Below are 16,014 nucleotides of genomic sequence, written 5' to 3' on the forward strand. Positions count from 1 at the left end.
CGAGCATGTCCTGTCGACGCTCCGGCTGACTCCGCTTCCCCCTGCCGGCCCTTTCCGCGCAGGCGGGTTTCTCTCTTCACCTCTGCCCGGCCTCGCGGCCCGCCCTACCCGGGTCTGCCGCGGCACGCTCGGTCATCACCGAGTACGGCCCGGCCCTCACCCCGCGGAAAACACCATGTCGCAGCAGCTTCCCGTGATTGACCTGTCAGCCGCCTCCCGTGGTCCCGAGGAGCGTGCCCACCTGCACGCGCAGCTCCACACCGCCGCCCGGGACGTCGGCTTCTTCCAGCTCACCGGCCACGGGGTCACCCCGGCCCAGACCGATGCGCTCCTCGGCGCCATGCGTCGCTTCTTCGCGCTTCCGGAGGCGGACCGCCTCGCCGTGAGCAATCTCGAGTCCCCGCACTTCCGCGGCTACACCCGGATCGGTGACGAGCGCACCGGCGGCGGCCGTGACTGGCGCGACCAGCTCGACATAGGCGCCGAGCGCCCCGCCCGCACCCCCGGCCCGGGCGAGCCCGCCTACCTGTGGCTGGAGGGCCCCAACCAGTGGCCGGCCGCCCTGCCGGAGCTGCGTACCGCGGCCCTTGCCTGGGTGGACCGGCTCACCGAGGTGGGCAACCGGCTGCTGCACGAGCTGCTCGCCTCGATCGGCGCGCCCGCCGACTTCTACGACAACGTCTTCGCCACCGACCCGCACCTGCACCTGAAGCTGGTCCGCTACCCCGGCAGCGCCGCCGACGGCACCGGGCAGGGCGTCGGCGCCCACAAGGACTACGGCTTTCTCACTCTGCTGTTGCAGGACGAGGTCGGCGGGCTCCAAGTGCAGCGCACCGACGGGGAGTTCCACGACGTTCCGCCGCTGCCGGGGGCGTTCGTGGTCAACCTCGGGGAACTGCTTGAGGTGGCCACGAACGGCTACCTCAAGGCGACCAACCACCGTGTGGTCAGCCCGCCCGGGGCCGTGGAGCGGTACTCCGTGCCGTTCTTCTACAACCCGCGCCTGGATGCGCGTATCGCCCCGCTGCCGTTCCCGCACGCCCGGCACGCCCCCGGTGTCACCCAGGACCCGGCCAACCCTCTGTTCGCCGAATACGGGCTCAATGAGCTGAAGGGCTGGCTGCGTGCCCATCCGCAGGTCGCCCGCCGCCATCACACGGCCCTTCTCACCCAGGAGCTGAGCGCGGCCGAGTAGACCGGACGGGTCCGGGCTCGACGCTGACCCGAGGCCAGTGCGGGCGGTCACTGGCGGCTGACGGTGCGGGTCACGCCGGCGAAGACCGTCGTGGCCAGAATCCACCCGGCGATGACAAGGGCGTAGGAAAGCGTCTGGTACCAGCCCTGCGGGGCGAACGCCCCTTCCTGGCCGAAGGAGATCACCGGCAGCAGCAGGTCGAGCGTGAAGAACACCGGGTTGAAGTCGGGGGCCTCGGACGCCTTGAGCGGGCGGGGGTGGTGCAGGCTGTAGGCGGCCGATCCGACGGCGAGCAGGGACGCCAGCCAGACACAGGCGAGCATGGGGCGGAAGCCGTAGCCGACCGTGATCTCTTGGAGGTGCCCCCACACACGGCCGTACCAGGGGAGGGTCCGGCGGTGCCTGCGGAGCTTGGCGAGCTGGACGACGCGGGCGGCGTGGTCGTCCCCGACGCGCAGGTAGGACGCGGTCAGCTGCTCGTAGCCATGGGGGAGATAGCCCTCGCGGTCCTTGTTCAGCATCGCCAGGCGGCGCTCTGCGGGCTCGTGCGGGGTGAGGGTGGTGTAGACGAGGCCGTTGAGGAGCACCTCGTCCGGAACCGCCTCCGGTTCCAGGAGCAGGGCGTCGACCTGGGCGCGGCGCAGGTTCAGCGTGCCTTCCATGGGCGGACTCTTGCGCAGCCAGAGTTCCCCGATGGTGCAGCTGCTTGCGCGCAGCGCCGCGTCGCCGGGGTTCGACAGGCGTGCGTACGACAGGTCGAGCCGCCCGCTGATGCGGGCGCCCCGCAGGCCGATCCAGCCTTGCGTGTGGATGCGCCGCATGTGGAAGTCGCCTCCCACGGCGAGAGTCTGCCCGTCGAGGGCGACGCTGCCCGGGTGGCTGAGCCGTGCATCGTCGAGGCTGGCCGACCCGCCGATCGAGGCGCCGCTGAGCCGCACCTCTCCGTGTGTGCGCAGTCCGGGCGCCCACAGATTGTCCCCGATGGCCGTATAGCCGAGCCGGAGGGCAGGCCCTACGGCGTCCGGCGGAGTGATCTCGCAGCCGTCCATGAACAGCGCCCCGGCGATCTGCGCCCCGTCCCACCGCACCGGCCCGAGGAACCGGCAGCCGGTCAGATGCACCATGCCGTCCACGCGTACGGTGGCGGCGGCCAGCCCCGGCAGTACGGAGCCGGTCAGGTCCAGCTGGCGCAGCCGGGAGGCGTACAGCAGGGGTACGTCCTCGAAGAAGCAGTCGCTCAGCCGGATGGCATGGTCGATCGTGCCGTGCTGCAGATCGAGGGCCCCGGTGATCCGCGCGCCCGCCAGTCTGAGGGCGGGTATCTCTCCGTCCTCCAGCGGGCTGTTGAGGAGCAGGGCCCGCAACACGGCGGCCCGGACGGTCCGTTCGGGTCCCCAGTCCGCCCCCTGCGCCGTGTCCTCGTCGTCCGCCGTACGGAGATCCACGGACGTGCCCCGGGGAAAGGCCTGCCACACCCGCAGCTCCGCAGGCATAAGATCGTTTATGTCCACCAGCCGGGACTCTGGCGCCGCGCCCGGACGCTGTCAACTTCCTGAGCTGCCCGGCCCGGCTCAGGCGGCGGTGTCCGGGGGAGTGAACACGCAGAACTCATTCCCCTCGGGGTCCCCCATCACATGCCAGTCGATCTCGTGGTCACGCTCACGGATCACGGTCGCCCCCAGGGCGACGAGCCGGTCCGGGTCTCCCCACACGTCGAGGTGCATGCGGTTCTTGACCGTCTTGTGCTCCGGCACCGGATTGACCCAGATCAACGGGCCGGCTCCGGCCGGATCGCTGATCGGGACCGGCCACTGCACCGGACGCTGACCCCCGTCTGCGGCCGGCCTGCGCACATAGCCGATCGCCGCACACCACCAGTCGGCCAGCGCCTGGTGATCGACAGCGTCCACCGCAAGGTCCTTGAAGCGGGCGGGTGCCTCGTCCTTGTCATGCATGCCGACCATAGAAGCATGATCGACAAGGCCCTGCCAGGCGCTGCCAGGCCGTGCTCCGGCCCACCGTCCTCCGCGTATCGGTGCGCCCCAGCCGCCTCCTCTGCATGCCGTGGGGCCACTGTGTATGACCTCGTCGGGGATCCGGCCTCTCGCCGTTTTGGTGAGGAGAGCGGCCTGGAAGGTGCCGGAGGGGCTGGGGCGCGCGACCGAATGCCTGCGGTGCTGCTGAGGCGCGATGGGATCTACAGGTCGCCCTTGATGTAGGAGCGTGCTGCAGCCATGACGTCCTTGAAGCGGTCGGCGGCGATCGCCTGGAGGGGCGAATCGTCGTCGAGCTGTGGGTTCATGCCGATCATCCATGCGCGCGCCGTGTGGCAGTTCTCGGCGTGCTCGATGGTTTGGAAGACCTGGAAGGCGGCGCGCAGACGGAGTTCCGAATCGATGCGCGGGGTGTTGTGCGCGGTGCACCATTTGCCGACCTGCTTGGGGTCTTCGATGCCGGCGATGTGGGCCGTGAGCCGTTGGCTGAAGGTGTCCTGCAGGAACCGTGCGATCTCGGCAATGGTCTGTCGTGCAGTCTCGCGGTGGGCGGCTTCTTCAGCGGTGATCTCTCGCTGGGTTTGCATGGTCTCCTCGTTCCTCGTCGCTGGCGTCCCTGGGGGTGCGTGAGCGGAGGATGGGCGCGGGGCGCCGGTAAAGGCTGATAGGCGCTGCACAATTCCTGGCCGGCTTGTGTGCCCGGCCAGGTGGTCAGCCGCGGTGGGCGGTGTGGCGCCGTATGGGCGTGGCCGTGCGGTGGTTCGCTGCGGCGGAACGCATGGTGGCAGCCTGGAGGAGATGGGGAGGGTGGTGCGTCCGTGCGAGGGCACACGCTGCTCGGTCGGGGGGTGGCGGCTGGCCGGGAGGTAAGTGGATCAGTCTGTGTTCCAACATGGGTTCTCCTGTTTGGTGTTGAGGTAAGGCTACCCGTTTACACGCTGCCTACTCCACCGTTTTCCCCCTTCAAAACACCCTCAAAGTCCACCATCTACTGGAGAGTAGTGTTCTGAGCTGGGGTCTTGCCGTCTGCGCGGCCGGGGGAAGTCGTGGGAGTGAACTGAGTCATGACACGGCGAATGCGCCCCTTCGAGCGACGTTTACGCCCACCCGCAGCAGGCTCACCACACGGTGAGCCCGTACTCCTTCGCGACCTCCTGCAGTTCCACCGACTCGGCGAGGACCGGCCTGCGCTCGGCTTCCTCGAGGTCGGTGCCGTTCAGGATCGCCCAGCACCTGCGTCCGCCGTACCCGGAGTGGTAGGTGATGCCCTGCGCCAGCATGTGGCCGGCCGCATTGCGCTGGGCAACGGTCCAGGCCGCGATCTGCCGGGCGATCCGCCGGTCACGGCCGTGGATGTGATCGTCCGTCAGCGGCCCGCTGAGGCCCCAGGCGGCGAGTTCGCTGTGGAGTTCCTTGGCGAGGACCGCCCGCGTCGCCTCGCAGTCGACATCGAGGAAACGGGCTTCCTTGTGGGGGAGCAGCCGCACCAGGATGCGGTGTTCGCGCCAGCTGGAGGGGAGGTGGCCGGGTTTCATGAGGGCGGGGGCGGCCGATTCGTCGTCCAGGAGGGCCCGGATGACGGGCTGTACGCGGAAGGGCGCCAGGCCCTCCGCATAGCAGCCGGTGAGTTCGCTGCAGCAGTAGAGCATCCCGAAGTTGGGGAGGCTGAAGCGGCCGGCCGAGGAGCCCAGGCTGGTCTCGAGTTCGAGCCGGTTGTACTGCAGCGGGTCCTCTGCCCTGCCCAGTCGCCATACGCCGCGAGGCGGGGCGGCGATCAGGGTGACCGGCGGCTCGTCGTACGTGGTCATCGATGAGGCCGCCTTCCTGCCGTGGGTGCCGGGGGAGCGAAGGGATGGTGTGGCGGGGGAGGGACGGCCGGTATCCGGGTTGTGGTGTGTGCCGGTAAGGCGGCAGGGGAGGGCTGGGCCGCTAAGGCTGCGTTCATGGGACCTCGCTGGGGATGTGCTGGCAGCTGGCGGAGTCGGACGGCTGTTGCCGGGCCGTGCAGGCCGTGTGCGCGGTGCGCGCCGGTGCCTGTGGCGGATCATTTTCCCGGAGGAGCCGCTGGCATGTGCCGATTTCGGCTTGAGGTCGGGGGCGCACACCGGGAGCGCTGCGGCGTACGTGCGGCGCACGGCCGTCGTCAGGTCTGGTCCAGGTGGAGACGGAACACCCGGACTCCTGCTTCGCCGGTGGCCAGCAGGCAGGGGGAAGCCGGTGTGGTGCCCAGCGAGGGGTGGCGGGCGGCGAGGCTGGTGGTGGGCCGGCCGGTGATGATCTGCAGCAGGGGGCTTCCGGTGGCGGCGTCCCACAGGTGGATACGGCTGCGGCCGGCCGCGGCCAGGACGGTGCGCTGGGCGGGCGTACGAAGGCAGGTGAGGGCGGTGAGGGGGCCGTCGTCGGGGCTGAGGTGCAGGGGGTGTGCCGTGAGGCGGCCGGCGTCGAGGTTCCACAGGCGTACGGTGCCGTCCTGGCCGGCCGTGGCGATCGTGGGGGCGGTGCAGAGGCCGGCCGGGGCGGCGGCCAGGGCGTTGATGGTGTGCTGACCGCACCGGAGGGTGGTGCCGTGTTGTTGCCGGGTGCCGGGGTTCCACAGCCGGACGGTGCCGTCCGTTCCGGCTGAGGCGAGCAGGGGGCCGTCGGCGGTGTCGAGGGTGGTGAGGGCGCGGACGCTGAGGTTGTGGTCGGGGAAGACGGCCAGCTGTTCGTGTGTGTGCAGGTTCCACAGCCGGACGGTGCCGTCCGTGCTGCCTGTGGCCAGCAGGGCCGTGGAACGGTGGGTGAGGGCGGCCATGACGGTGACGGGCAGGGCATGGCCCGTCAGGGCGGGGAGGGGCGCGGACGCGGCCGTGTCCATTCCCAGAGGGTGGAGGGTGATGCCCGCGTCGCTGCGGGCGGCGGCGAGCAGCAGGGTGTGTTCGACGCGCGCCCACGTCAGGGCGGTGGGTGTCTCGCCGTCGGCGATGGTGCGATGGCGGCCGGTGTGGATGTTCCACACGCGAACGCCTTCTTCGGATGCGACGGCGAGCAGCGGCTGGCGGGTGTGGGTGCAGGTGGCGGGCATGGCCGCGGCGTTGATACGGCGCCATACCGGGCGGGGCCGGCGGGGCGGGAGGCCGTGCAGGGGCCAGCTGCGGACGGTGTGATCGGCGCTGGTGGTGACGATGCGGGCCTGCCCGTCGGCGGTGAAGCCGGTCAGGGCGGTGACGGGGGCGGTGTGGCCCTGGAAGGCGTCGCCGAGGGGGCGTGCGCTGGCTGTGTGCCACAGGCGAACGGTGCCGTCGGTCCCTGCGGAGGCGAGGGCGGGACGGCCGTCGACGGTGGCGGTGGCCAGGACGGTCAGGGCGCCGGTGTGCAGCCTGGAGGCCTGCGCGACGGGAGTGCGGGGGGCGGTGGCGTCCCAGATGCTGAGGTCCCCGGACTCGTCGCATGTCGCGTAGCGGCCCGGCTGGGGCAGGGCGAGCATGCCGCGCAGCCGGCCGTCGCATTGCGCGGTGGCGGTGAGGGTCCGGCCGTCCCAGTGGCTGACGGTGCGGTGCTGGGCGATGACCAGGAGCATGCCGTCGGCGTCCGGCCGTTGCACACCGGCCAGGAGAGCCGGTGCGGACTGGAGCGTGGGGAGATCGAGGTCGGTGAGGCGGTGGGTTTCGGTGTCGAGGGCGGTGAGGTGGCCGTCGCTGTGGGCGGCGAGCAGGACGGGCGGGTGGCCTGCCGGGGTGTAGCGGACCAGGGAGCTGACCCAGGTGTGCGGGCGGTGGTGGGCTTCGGTGACCAGGCGGCCGCGGGCGCCGTCGAGGATGCGGATGGTGCCGTCGGTGCTGCCGGCGGCGAGCAGGCCGTCGTGGAGGGGGAGCAGATGCTGGATGGCGCCGCCGTCGGTGTGCACGGGGGTGGCGGCGGGGGCGCCGTCGAGGCGCCAGAAGCGGACGGTTCCGTGCTCGTCGCCGCTGATGAGAACGGGGCGGCCGGGCGGCGCGGTGACGAGGGCGAGGGCTTCGATACGGGTGTCGGTGACGGCCCAGATGCTGTCGGGCGGAGCGCAGTCGCTCCACAGGGGGCTGACGCGGGATCCCGCCAGGCGGGTGGCGTCGGGCAGTTGCGACGGCGGTGTGCGGCGGAAGGCGGCGGCGTGGTGGGCCAGATGCAGACTGGCGAGCCGGGAGGTGGCATCGGCGCCGTTGAGGAACGGTTCGAGGGCCGCCCAGGCATGAAGCCAGGACTGCTCGGTACGGGGAGTGTCCTGGCGGTGTAAGAGGCGCCGGACGGTGGCGCTGGACTCCCAGGGCAGGAGGGCGGGCGGGACGTGCGCGTCGTCGAGGACGTTGCCGTAGGCGGCGTGCTGGGCGAGGTGCCGGCTGAGATAGGGGTGGGGCGGGATGGTGGCGTCGTCGGTGACGAGCGCGGCCAGTGCGTCGGCGATCTGGCGGTGGATGTCTCCGTTGTGGGGACCCGGGTGCCGGCCGCTCATACCGGCTCCTTGCGGCCCAGCAGATCCAGGTTCATGTCGCGGAGCTTCTCCGCAAGCCTTTCGTGGGCGGGCCGGTAGACGCGCCGTTCGTCTTCGTGGTCATGGGCGAGGTAGCCGTTGAGTCTGCTGCGGAGGAGTTTTTCGATCATCTCGTCGGGGTTCTCCAAGGGGCGTCCGAGGAACGGGCCGGCCATGGTCGGCCAGATCGTCGACCAGGGAACTCCGGCGCCCAGCGCATAGGCGCTGGCACGCAGCAGCGCGAGGGCGACGTCCGACGGGAGGCCTTCGTCCGCCACGAGTATCAGGTCGCGCTGCAGCAGGCCGGTGGTGCCGTCCTGCAGCATCCGCCGCCACTGCGGCTCCTTCACCACGGCGGCCGGATCGTCGCTGCTGCGCAGCTGTTCGCCGGCCAGCCGGGCATCGAGGAACGACGGCCACACCAACTTGGAGACCTCCTGGGCGGCCTCCAGGGCCGTGTTGCGGTGCCGGCCGTCGCCGCAGATCAGGGCATGTACGTACGCGACGATGTCATCACCGCTCAGCGGGTCGTCGGTCCGCTCGACGACCGCCGTGGGAAAGGCGCTGCACAGGGCGTCGAGAAGACCGTGCTCCTCCTCCGCGGGGGCGGCGCCCTGGATGACGGGCATGCTGCTGCGGACCCCGACGAGCAGGCGCAGCGCCGCCGGCTGGTGTGCGCCCCGGCGCTGACCGGGCACGGCGGGGGCCGCCGGCAGGGGGGTGCAGAACGCGCTGAGGGGGGCGAGGACGTCGTCGATGATGCGGTGGGGTTCGAGGGCCTCGTCCATGCCGTCGACGACGATCGTCACAGGGCCCTGGACGGTGCGGAGGTGGTGCCCGAGCTGGGCCGACCACACCGCCACGGCGTCCTGGGCCGAACCCGGGGACTCGGGGGTCAGCTGGAGGCCGTGCAGGATGTCGGCGACGACATCGGCGGCCATGCGGTGGCGGGCCAGGACGGCCGTGGTCACCGACCCCTCGGGCGGGACGGTGTCCGGCTCCGCCTGGTCGAGGGCGGCTTTGTAGAGGGGGTTCTCCCTGAACAGCGGGTCGCTGAGGGTCACGGCCCGCGCCAGAACGGCCGACTTCCCGCTGCCGGCCACCCCGGTGACCAGCAGCACGCCGCGTGCCTGGGACGGCTGGAGGAACGCCGCGAGCCGGCGGTTGAGGCGTTCGCGGCCGCGGAAGTACCAGCCGGAATCGTGCTCCTGAGCGCGCCCGGTGGCGCGGTCGAGCCAGTAGTCGTCGGCCGGGGTGGCCACCTGCTGACGCGGGATGCCGACCAGCTCGCGCACGAGGCGGAAGCCGGGATTGGGAATGCACGGAGTCGTTCTCGTCTGCCCGCTGCCGTCGATGACCCGGTGCAGCCGGTGCTTGGCCTTTGCCGCATCGGTGCGCAGCTCGTTCTCGAACTCCGCCATCAGGGTCGCCACGCTCAGGTGCGGGGTGGTGATGCCGGCGTTGGTGCGCAGCCGGTTCCAGACACCGCGCAGCACGGTGGAGAACCGCAGGACCTGGACCGGCGCATCGTGTTCGCAGGTGGCCAGCACATCCAGCTTGCACTTGGTGCGGCGGCTCTTCTGTATCTCCTTGTACAGAGCGGCCAGTTCGCTCTGCAGTCCGCCGGCGTAGCAGGTGTTGACGATGACCAGGACGTTCTCGGCATGGGAGTCGAGGGCCGCGGTGACGATGTCGGAGGTGCGGACGGCGGTGGCCAGCTTGCGCAGTTCGTCGGTTTGCGGCAACTGCAGGAAGTGGGACTGCGATTTGCCGGCCATACCGTGTCCGGTGACGAACAGCACGAGCGCCTCGCCGGTGGTCTCGCGCACGTTCTCCTGTTCGAGGAACCGCTCGACGTCATGGCGGCTCTGCAGTTCGGGCGCGGCGATGTGCCGGAAGGGGGACCACCACTCGCGCACCACCGACAGCTGGTCGTCGATGCCCTCGGCGAACCCCTCCTCGCTGTCCGGGTAGTCCCGTACCGCCACGGTGAACAGAGTGCGCTGACCGTCAACTTCCGCCTCATTGGCCCCAGTTCGTTCAATCTCGCCCGCACTGTTCGGCATCTCTTTATTGTTCCAGCCATGAACCAGCCTCCGCAGTCGAACGCCCCAGGCGGCGGCCCCGGCGAGCAGCCGTTCGGCCTGCCGGGCCTGTCGCCCAACACCACGCAGGACGCGGTCGTCGTCGTCCCCGGCATCATGGGAAGCGAGCTGTACGACACCACCACCGGCACCGTCTTATGGGGCCTGGCGAACCCGGGCTGGCTGGGCAAGGCCTGGACGACCCGCAAAGGCCTCCGGCCCCTGCACCTGACCGAGGACGAAAGGTCCGGCAAGACCGGCCGCGTCAAGGCCCGGCGACTGCTGCGCACCCCGGCGTGGAGTCCGTTCCTGCGCGGCATCGAGCCGTACCACGAACTCCTGACCACCATCAGGCACAGCGTGGCGCACCAGGACGCGATCCTCCCCTTCGCCTACGACTGGCGGCTGCCGGTCGCCACCAACGCCCTGGAACTGGCCACCGCGGCCCGCGATCACCTGGAGCAGTGGCGCCGGCACCCCGCCCACGCCGCCGCCCGCAAGCACCGTGTCGACGAACGCGAAGGCCGCCTCGTGTTCATCGCCCACTCCATGGGCGGACTCCTCACCCAGGCCGCCCTCGCCCTCGGACCGGACGGGGACCTGGCGGCCGACACCCGCGGCGTGATGACCCTCGGCACGCCCTTCCAGGGCGCGGTGATGGCCGCCGCCATCCTCAACACCGGCCAGGGAGCGCCGCTGCCGCTGCCGCACGGCAAGCTCAGGACACTGGCCTCCACCATGCCGGGCGTCCACGACCTGCTGCCCCGCTTCCCCTGCCTGGACGAAGGCCTCACGGTACGGCGGCTGGCCCCCGCCGACGTCGCGGACCTGGGCGGCGACAAGGACCTGGCTGTTCAGTCACAGGCCTTCCACGACCGGCTCCGCGGCCACGCCCTGCCGGGCCACCGGGCCGTGGTCGGCGTCAGCCAGCGCACCCTGCAGTCCATGACGCTCGAGGACGGTGTGGTGACCGGCTTCGAGCACGCCTTCCGCGAGCACACCGACGGCGAGCTGATGCGTGACGCCCACGGCGTCCCCCGGCGCTTCCCGGTCGGCGGCGACGGCACCGTCCACAAGGAGTCCGCGGCCCGCACCCGTACGGTCATCCCCCTGGCTCTCCAGCACGGCGCGCTCGCCACCGGCGACGCGGCCATGGAAGCCGTCACCTCCTTCCTCGAGGAGGACGAGCACCTCGGGCCCGACCAGGCCGCCTCCGGCCTGGGCCTGACCGTCCCCGATTTCGTCACCCCCGGCACCACCTGGGAAATCCAGGTCACCGGCACCGACGACCCGGCCGGCATCACCTGCACGGTCACCGGCACCGACGGCGGCTTCACCAAGCCCGCACGCCTGTACGCCGACGAGGACGACGCCCTCACCGCGCGCATTCAGGTCCCCGACGCCGGCCTGTACCGGGTCACCGTCGAAGCCGACGGCCCCACGCCGCTCACCCAGCTCGTCCTTGCCGGGCCGGAGGAGGACGACTCGGACGAGGAGTGACCGCTGCGCCGCTGAACAGGCAGTGCCTCGCCCCCGGCCTGCAGCCCATGCGGGCCGGGGGCGGGGCCGCGCGCGGGCTCCGCGCCCTGTGAACCGCGCGTAGCCCGGCGTCACCCGCCCGGGTGCCTTGGGGATCCGGCGCCCCGGGTAGGACCGGCGGGCGTGAGCACGGCGGCACCGCCGGGCGAACCTGACGAAAGGGTTTCTCAGTGAACGGAATCGTTGCCAAGCGGCTCGTCTTCGCCGTGCTGGACACGGACGGAGACGGGGTCATCTCCAGGGACGACTACTTCACAAGGATCGACCGGGTGACCGTGGCGACAGGACGCGGGGACGAAGACCCCATGGTCGTCCACGCACGCGCGGCCGGCGAACGGGCCTGGGCGGCGATGGACGCGGACGGCGACGGAAAGATGACCCTCGACGAGTACCTGGCATGGGTCGGCGTCGAGGCGTTCGACACCATCTGCTCACCCGCACTCGGCGCACTGTTCGACCTTGTCGACACCGACGCGGACGGCGTTCTCGACCGGCCGGAGTTCATCGTGCTGCGCACGGCGCTGGGCAACCCGCCCGGCAACGCCGAGGCGGCCTTCGACGCACTCGATGCCGACGGTGACGGACGCGTCAGCCGCCACGACTACCTGATGTCGATCCGCACCCACATCGCCGGGGAGCACTCACCTGCGGGTGCGGTGCTGTACAGCCCGGAGACACTGGAGACCAGCGGACGGGAGTGAACGGGCAGGCCCCGCCGGTGACGCACCACCAGGCGGCCCGCCGGCCTCTCGTCGCTCGGCGGTCCCGGCGCCGCCCGATGCCCGGGCGGCGCCGGGGCATGGCGCCGGCGCGTGACGCCGTCAGTCGATCTGCTCCGCGTAGACGTTCGCCGGCTTGCGGTACTCGTCCTTCTTCTCCTTGTAGGCGGCGGTGACATCCACCGTGAGGGACTTGCCCGCCGGGACGACGTGCCCGTGGCCCTCCTTCTTCGGCGAACGGATTTCGATGACGCCCTTGGAGCCGTCCTCCACGACGTCCCACCAGGCCCCGGAGTCCTTGTAGACCTTGGCACCGGGCGGCACCGTGAAGGCGATCCGCCAGTTCCTGACATCGGCCTTCCGGGCCTTGAGCTCGAAGGAGTACGGGTAGGCGAACATGTCCTTGTACTCCTCCGGCCACGACAACGGGTACGGCTCCTGACGCAGCGTCGGGACGACCGACAGCGGGAGTCCGATCCGGAGCCTGCGCACGTCGAAGTTGTTGGTGGCCGAGCCCGTGGAGGCGGAGAGCCCCAGCTTGAACGTCTTGGGCAGGGCGGCCTGGCCGGTCGCCGCGGCGAGGTCGAAGTCCTCGACGACCTTGTACAGGCCGTTGTGCAGGCGTACGCCGACGGTCGCCTTGCCGTCCAGCAGCGTCAGGTGCACCCGGGCGGTGGCCTGGGGGGTGAGGGTGAGCTGGGGCAGCTTCTCGGCCTTGAGATGCCGGTAGCCGTCGTAGGCGTTGCCCGAGCCGCGGATGACGAAGTGGTGCGGACGCCGGCCGGGCCCGTCGGACCCCGCCTCGTTGCCGTCCGAGAAGGCGCCCCACTGGTCCAGGGCGATCCCCGCGTACCCCTTGGTCACGCCGGGCTTCTGCTCGTTCCTGCCCTTGTGGTAGCAGGCGTAGCCCAATGCCCCGCCAGGGCCGCCGACTTGGGTCGTCGTCGAGCCGTCGATCAGGTAGAAGGAGATACCGTCGCCGACGCTCCCGGCGTGCGCGGTACCGCCGTGGGCCGCGAGGTCGAAATCGACCGAGATGCCGTACGCGCTGGAGAAGTCCTCGTCGAGCAGGACCGTACCCGCCTGGAACGTCCTGGCCGGTACGAGCCGTAGCCAGCCGTCGCCGGTCAGCGCGGCGTCGCCGTGTTTCTTCCAGCCGGCGGGGAGGGAACTGCCGGAGAAGTCTGCCTTGATGGGGAATTCCAGTGTCACGCGCGGATCCTTCCGTCCGTGGCCCGAGCAGGGGCGCCGGACGAACGTCTGCCCGATGCCGACGATCCGCCCACCCGCCGCGACGGAGTCTCACCCCTTCGAGGGAGCGGTGATGCGTCCGCGTCCCCGGTTCAGCAGAGGAGCGCCCAGGGGGCCCCGCGCTCCCGGCCGTCAGCGGCCGAAAAGCTGCCGGCACAGCTGCAGAAAGCCGGCCCGGACGTTCCCGGACGCCATACGGCACACCACCCGCCCGTCGGCCGTCGCCCGAGGGCGCGGAGCCGCCGCATGCCGCCGGGGGACGGCCGCCGGGCGTCGGGCCGGGCGGAGCGTCCGCCCGGCAGCGGGCGTCGCGGCGGCCACGCCCGGATGCCGCCGCGCGGTCTCCCTCCGTACCGGCGGCGGCGTCCAGCCGGGCGCCGCCGGCGTCGGGGAAGTCCGGTGAACCCGGTGCTCGCGCGTGGACACCAGGTCCGGCCGGGTCCGCTTCTTCGCCACGCGGGCCCTCGGCACGGTCACCATGTCTTCATGGGACGGTGGCCGGCGCACCGGACCCTCCAGCCGGCCGGGCACCACCGTCCGCCCGGTGGAGACCGGCTCCGTCACCGCTGAGTGGCGGCCGGGGACCGAGACACATCCGGGGACCGCGACCAGGACGGCCGCCACGGCGAGGAACACAAGCGGAGGGCGCACCGCATCACCGTGCCGAAGGCGAGGCGCTCCGTACAACCCCCACGCGGGACAGCCACGCGGACGAGGTACGTACGGCGCGCAGCTGCGCGCCATCGGCTCGGGGTGACGCCCGGCGGTGACGTTCCTCGAGGCGGAGCGCAGCACCAGACGGGTCGGTGATCCGCAGGCCGAGCCGCGTTCGGCGGTCGCCTCGGAGCACCCACGCAGGCCTCAGCGGGTCACCTGCTCCCTCAGCGGGTGGTCACCTGTTCCCTCAGCAGGTCCACGATGACAGCGTGACCCGTCCCCTTCTCCCAGTAGCCCCCGCCTCCACCTGGCGAGCTCACGCTGAGCACGATCACCTCGGTGCCGTCGGGCCGGGTGCTGCGGGAGACCTCGTACGTATCGTCCGGGCCGGTTTCCGCCTGCTTGTGCAGCTGCGTCCCGATGTCCTTCCCGGACCACGCGCGGGCCAGGTCCAGCGCCGTGCGGCCCTGGCCGTCGGTGCGGCGGACGTCGGCGCCGTGGCGCAACAGGCTCCGCACGATGTCTGCCGCTCCGAACTCGGCCGCGGCCATCAGCGGCGTGCGGCCTGGGCTGCCGGCGTCGGGATCGGCGTCCGCGTCCAGCAGAAGCCGGACGGTCTCGTGGTGACCGCCGTTGGCCGCCCACAGCAGAGCGGTCCAGCCGGTGCCGTCGTCCTCCCTGAGATCGGGATCCGCACCGTACGAGAGCAGTTCACGCACCGCCGCGCTGTGGCCCCAGCAGGCCGCAGCACACAGCGGCAGCCCTTGACTCCCGGGCTCGCCCCGGCTCTCCGCGTCGGGTGAGGCGCCTGCGTCCAGGAGCAGCCGCAGGATGTCCGCCGCTCCCGACACCGCGGCCAGGTACACCGGGGTCTCGCCGTCGGCACTCGCCGCGGACGGGGAGGCACCTTGGCGCAGCAGCTCTTCCACCCGCTCCGTCCGCTCTTCGTAGATGGCGCGGACGAGCCGCTCAGTCAGTGCTTCGGTCACCCTGGTCCCCCTCTTTGCTCTTTGTGCATGCCGCTCGGGTGCTGGTCGGGCGATGCCGCCGCCGACGGGCCAAAGCTGCATGTCCCCGCTGTCTCCTCGGTCCGAGTCTGCCACCGCTCCGGGGCCCGTTCGTCAGACCGAAGGACACACCGGCATCCGGCTCAGGGAGTACGGGGTGGCCCCCTCGGCACCAGCCAGTGCGTGACCGGTCAGCCGGCCGTCCGCGATGCGGTGACCACTCGGGTCCGCATCCACGGGCCGCCCCACCACATGCGCCAGCCCAACGAACGGACACCGAGCCCGCTGACCGGCAACGCCCCCAGGATGTCCCCGTAAAGGGACACGGAACGGCCGATGTCTGCGATCACCAGCCGCCCGCCGGGCCGCAGTACGCGTACCGCCTCGGCCACCGCCCGGCGCCGTCCTTCGGCTTCCTTGATGTTGTGGATGGCCAGGCTGGAGAGCACGACATCGAACTCGCCGTCGCCGAAGGGCAGTTCTCGCAGGTCACCGGTGCGAAGCTGCACCCGTTCATGGACGCCCTCGGCCTGGGCGTTGTGCGAGGTGGTGCTCCGGGCGTTGCCCGACTGGTCGACACTGCGCCACAGGTCCACGCCCACGGCCCGGCCCTCCGGCAGCCGCCGGGCGCCGGCCAGTAGTACGGCGCCGCGGCCGCACCCGAGATCCAGCAGCTGCTCGTCCCCCTGCAGCGCCAACTCGTCCAGCAGTTCGTCCCATACCGCGAACTTGCCGCGCCGGGTGGCATGCACGTACAGCACGAAAGCCACAGCCGTCACCAGCGCGCACAGAAACGGCACCCAGGCCACTCGCGGCCCAGGCCCCGAGAGAGCGGCGATCCCCGCCACCGTCGACCCCACGGCTCCGCAGGCGAGGCCGAACAATGCGTACGGGGCGTCGAAGCCGTATGCCCCTTGCCGCCGCCGGCGTCGCTGCCGTCCTCCGCCGAGTCCGTTCGGCTTCATGACTCCCCCTCAAAGATCCCCGCCAAATGCCGGAATGGTCCCATGAGGTCGCAACCCCCGAAGTAGCGGCACGGTCCTTCGTATCCGACAGCGGGAATCCGGTAGCGCCACGCCGGA

At 71.3% G+C, this 16,014-nt stretch carries 13 protein-coding genes; 3 read left to right on the forward strand and 10 right to left on the reverse strand.

From position 1 onward, the window contains the following. Window positions 1-175: 175 nt before the first annotated feature. The gene (locus ADL29_RS19125) at window positions 176-1,195 is read left to right on the forward strand and encodes an isopenicillin N synthase family dioxygenase (protein WP_053924873.1); all 1,020 of its coding nucleotides are present in this window, start codon (window positions 176-178) and stop codon (window positions 1,193-1,195) included. Window positions 1,196-1,242: 47 nt separating this feature from the next. Here ADL29_RS19125 and ADL29_RS19130 read toward each other — a convergent pair whose 3' ends face one another. The 6 genes from ADL29_RS19130 to ADL29_RS19155 all read right to left on the reverse strand — a co-directional run bounded on the left by ADL29_RS19130 (window position 1,243) and on the right by ADL29_RS19155 (window position 9,663). Further along, window positions 1,243-2,706, reverse strand: coding sequence for a hypothetical protein (locus ADL29_RS19130; RefSeq protein ID WP_053924874.1), 1,464 nt, complete (start codon window positions 2,704-2,706; stop codon window positions 1,243-1,245). A gap of 60 nt (window positions 2,707-2,766) precedes the next feature. Next, on the reverse strand, window positions 2,767-3,159 hold the full coding sequence (locus ADL29_RS19135; RefSeq protein ID WP_245689519.1) for a VOC family protein: 393 nt from the start codon (window positions 3,157-3,159) through the stop codon (window positions 2,767-2,769). Window positions 3,160-3,392: 233 nt separating this feature from the next. Then, complete coding sequence (locus ADL29_RS19140) at window positions 3,393-3,776, reverse strand: hypothetical protein (protein WP_046928323.1); 384 nt, start codon at window positions 3,774-3,776, stop codon at window positions 3,393-3,395. 531 nt (window positions 3,777-4,307) lie between these two features. Next, the gene (locus ADL29_RS19145; RefSeq protein ID WP_053924875.1) at window positions 4,308-4,997 is read right to left on the reverse strand and encodes an RES domain-containing protein; all 690 of its coding nucleotides are present in this window, start codon (window positions 4,995-4,997) and stop codon (window positions 4,308-4,310) included. 335 nt (window positions 4,998-5,332) lie between these two features. Next, on the reverse strand, window positions 5,333-7,657 hold the full coding sequence (locus tag ADL29_RS19150) for a WD40 repeat domain-containing protein (protein WP_053924876.1): 2,325 nt from the start codon (window positions 7,655-7,657) through the stop codon (window positions 5,333-5,335). Beyond that, window positions 7,654-9,663 carry an ATP-binding protein gene (locus ADL29_RS19155; RefSeq protein ID WP_245689520.1) on the reverse strand — a complete coding sequence of 670 codons (2,010 nt, stop codon included), beginning with the start codon at window positions 9,661-9,663 and terminating at the stop codon, window positions 7,654-7,656. The genes ADL29_RS19150 and ADL29_RS19155 overlap by 4 nt, the downstream gene beginning before the upstream one ends. 96 nt (window positions 9,664-9,759) lie before the next feature. On the opposite strand from ADL29_RS19155, the gene ADL29_RS19160 reads away from it, so the two are divergent. Beyond that, window positions 9,760-11,259, forward strand: a complete 1,500-nt coding sequence (locus ADL29_RS19160) for a lipase/acyltransferase domain-containing protein (RefSeq protein WP_342671173.1) — start codon at window positions 9,760-9,762, stop codon at window positions 11,257-11,259. A 209-nt stretch (window positions 11,260-11,468) separates the two neighbouring features. Next, window positions 11,469-11,999 (forward strand): EF-hand domain-containing protein, encoded by a 531-nt coding sequence (locus tag ADL29_RS19165; RefSeq protein ID WP_053924878.1) that lies wholly within the window; start codon window positions 11,469-11,471, stop codon window positions 11,997-11,999. Between the two features lie 120 nt (window positions 12,000-12,119). Here the strand turns inward: ADL29_RS19165 and ADL29_RS19170 are convergent, their stop codons facing one another. The 4 genes from ADL29_RS19170 to ADL29_RS19185 form a co-directional block, all read right to left on the reverse strand. Beyond that, window positions 12,120-13,229 (reverse strand): L-type lectin family protein, encoded by a 1,110-nt coding sequence (locus ADL29_RS19170; RefSeq protein ID WP_053924879.1) that lies wholly within the window; start codon window positions 13,227-13,229, stop codon window positions 12,120-12,122. A 171-nt stretch (window positions 13,230-13,400) separates the two neighbouring features. Next, complete coding sequence (locus tag ADL29_RS19175) at window positions 13,401-13,919, reverse strand: hypothetical protein (protein ID WP_157878540.1); 519 nt, start codon at window positions 13,917-13,919, stop codon at window positions 13,401-13,403. A gap of 230 nt (window positions 13,920-14,149) precedes the next feature. Next, window positions 14,150-14,914 (reverse strand): ankyrin repeat domain-containing protein, encoded by a 765-nt coding sequence (locus ADL29_RS40205; protein ID WP_063788500.1) that lies wholly within the window; start codon window positions 14,912-14,914, stop codon window positions 14,150-14,152. 209 nt (window positions 14,915-15,123) lie between these two features. Next, the gene (locus tag ADL29_RS19185) at window positions 15,124-15,897 is read right to left on the reverse strand and encodes a class I SAM-dependent methyltransferase (RefSeq protein WP_053924881.1); all 774 of its coding nucleotides are present in this window, start codon (window positions 15,895-15,897) and stop codon (window positions 15,124-15,126) included. Window positions 15,898-16,014 lie beyond the last annotated feature (117 nt).

This window comes from Streptomyces chattanoogensis, assembly GCF_001294335.1.
Lineage (GTDB): Bacteria > Actinomycetota > Actinomycetes > Streptomycetales > Streptomycetaceae > Streptomyces > Streptomyces chattanoogensis.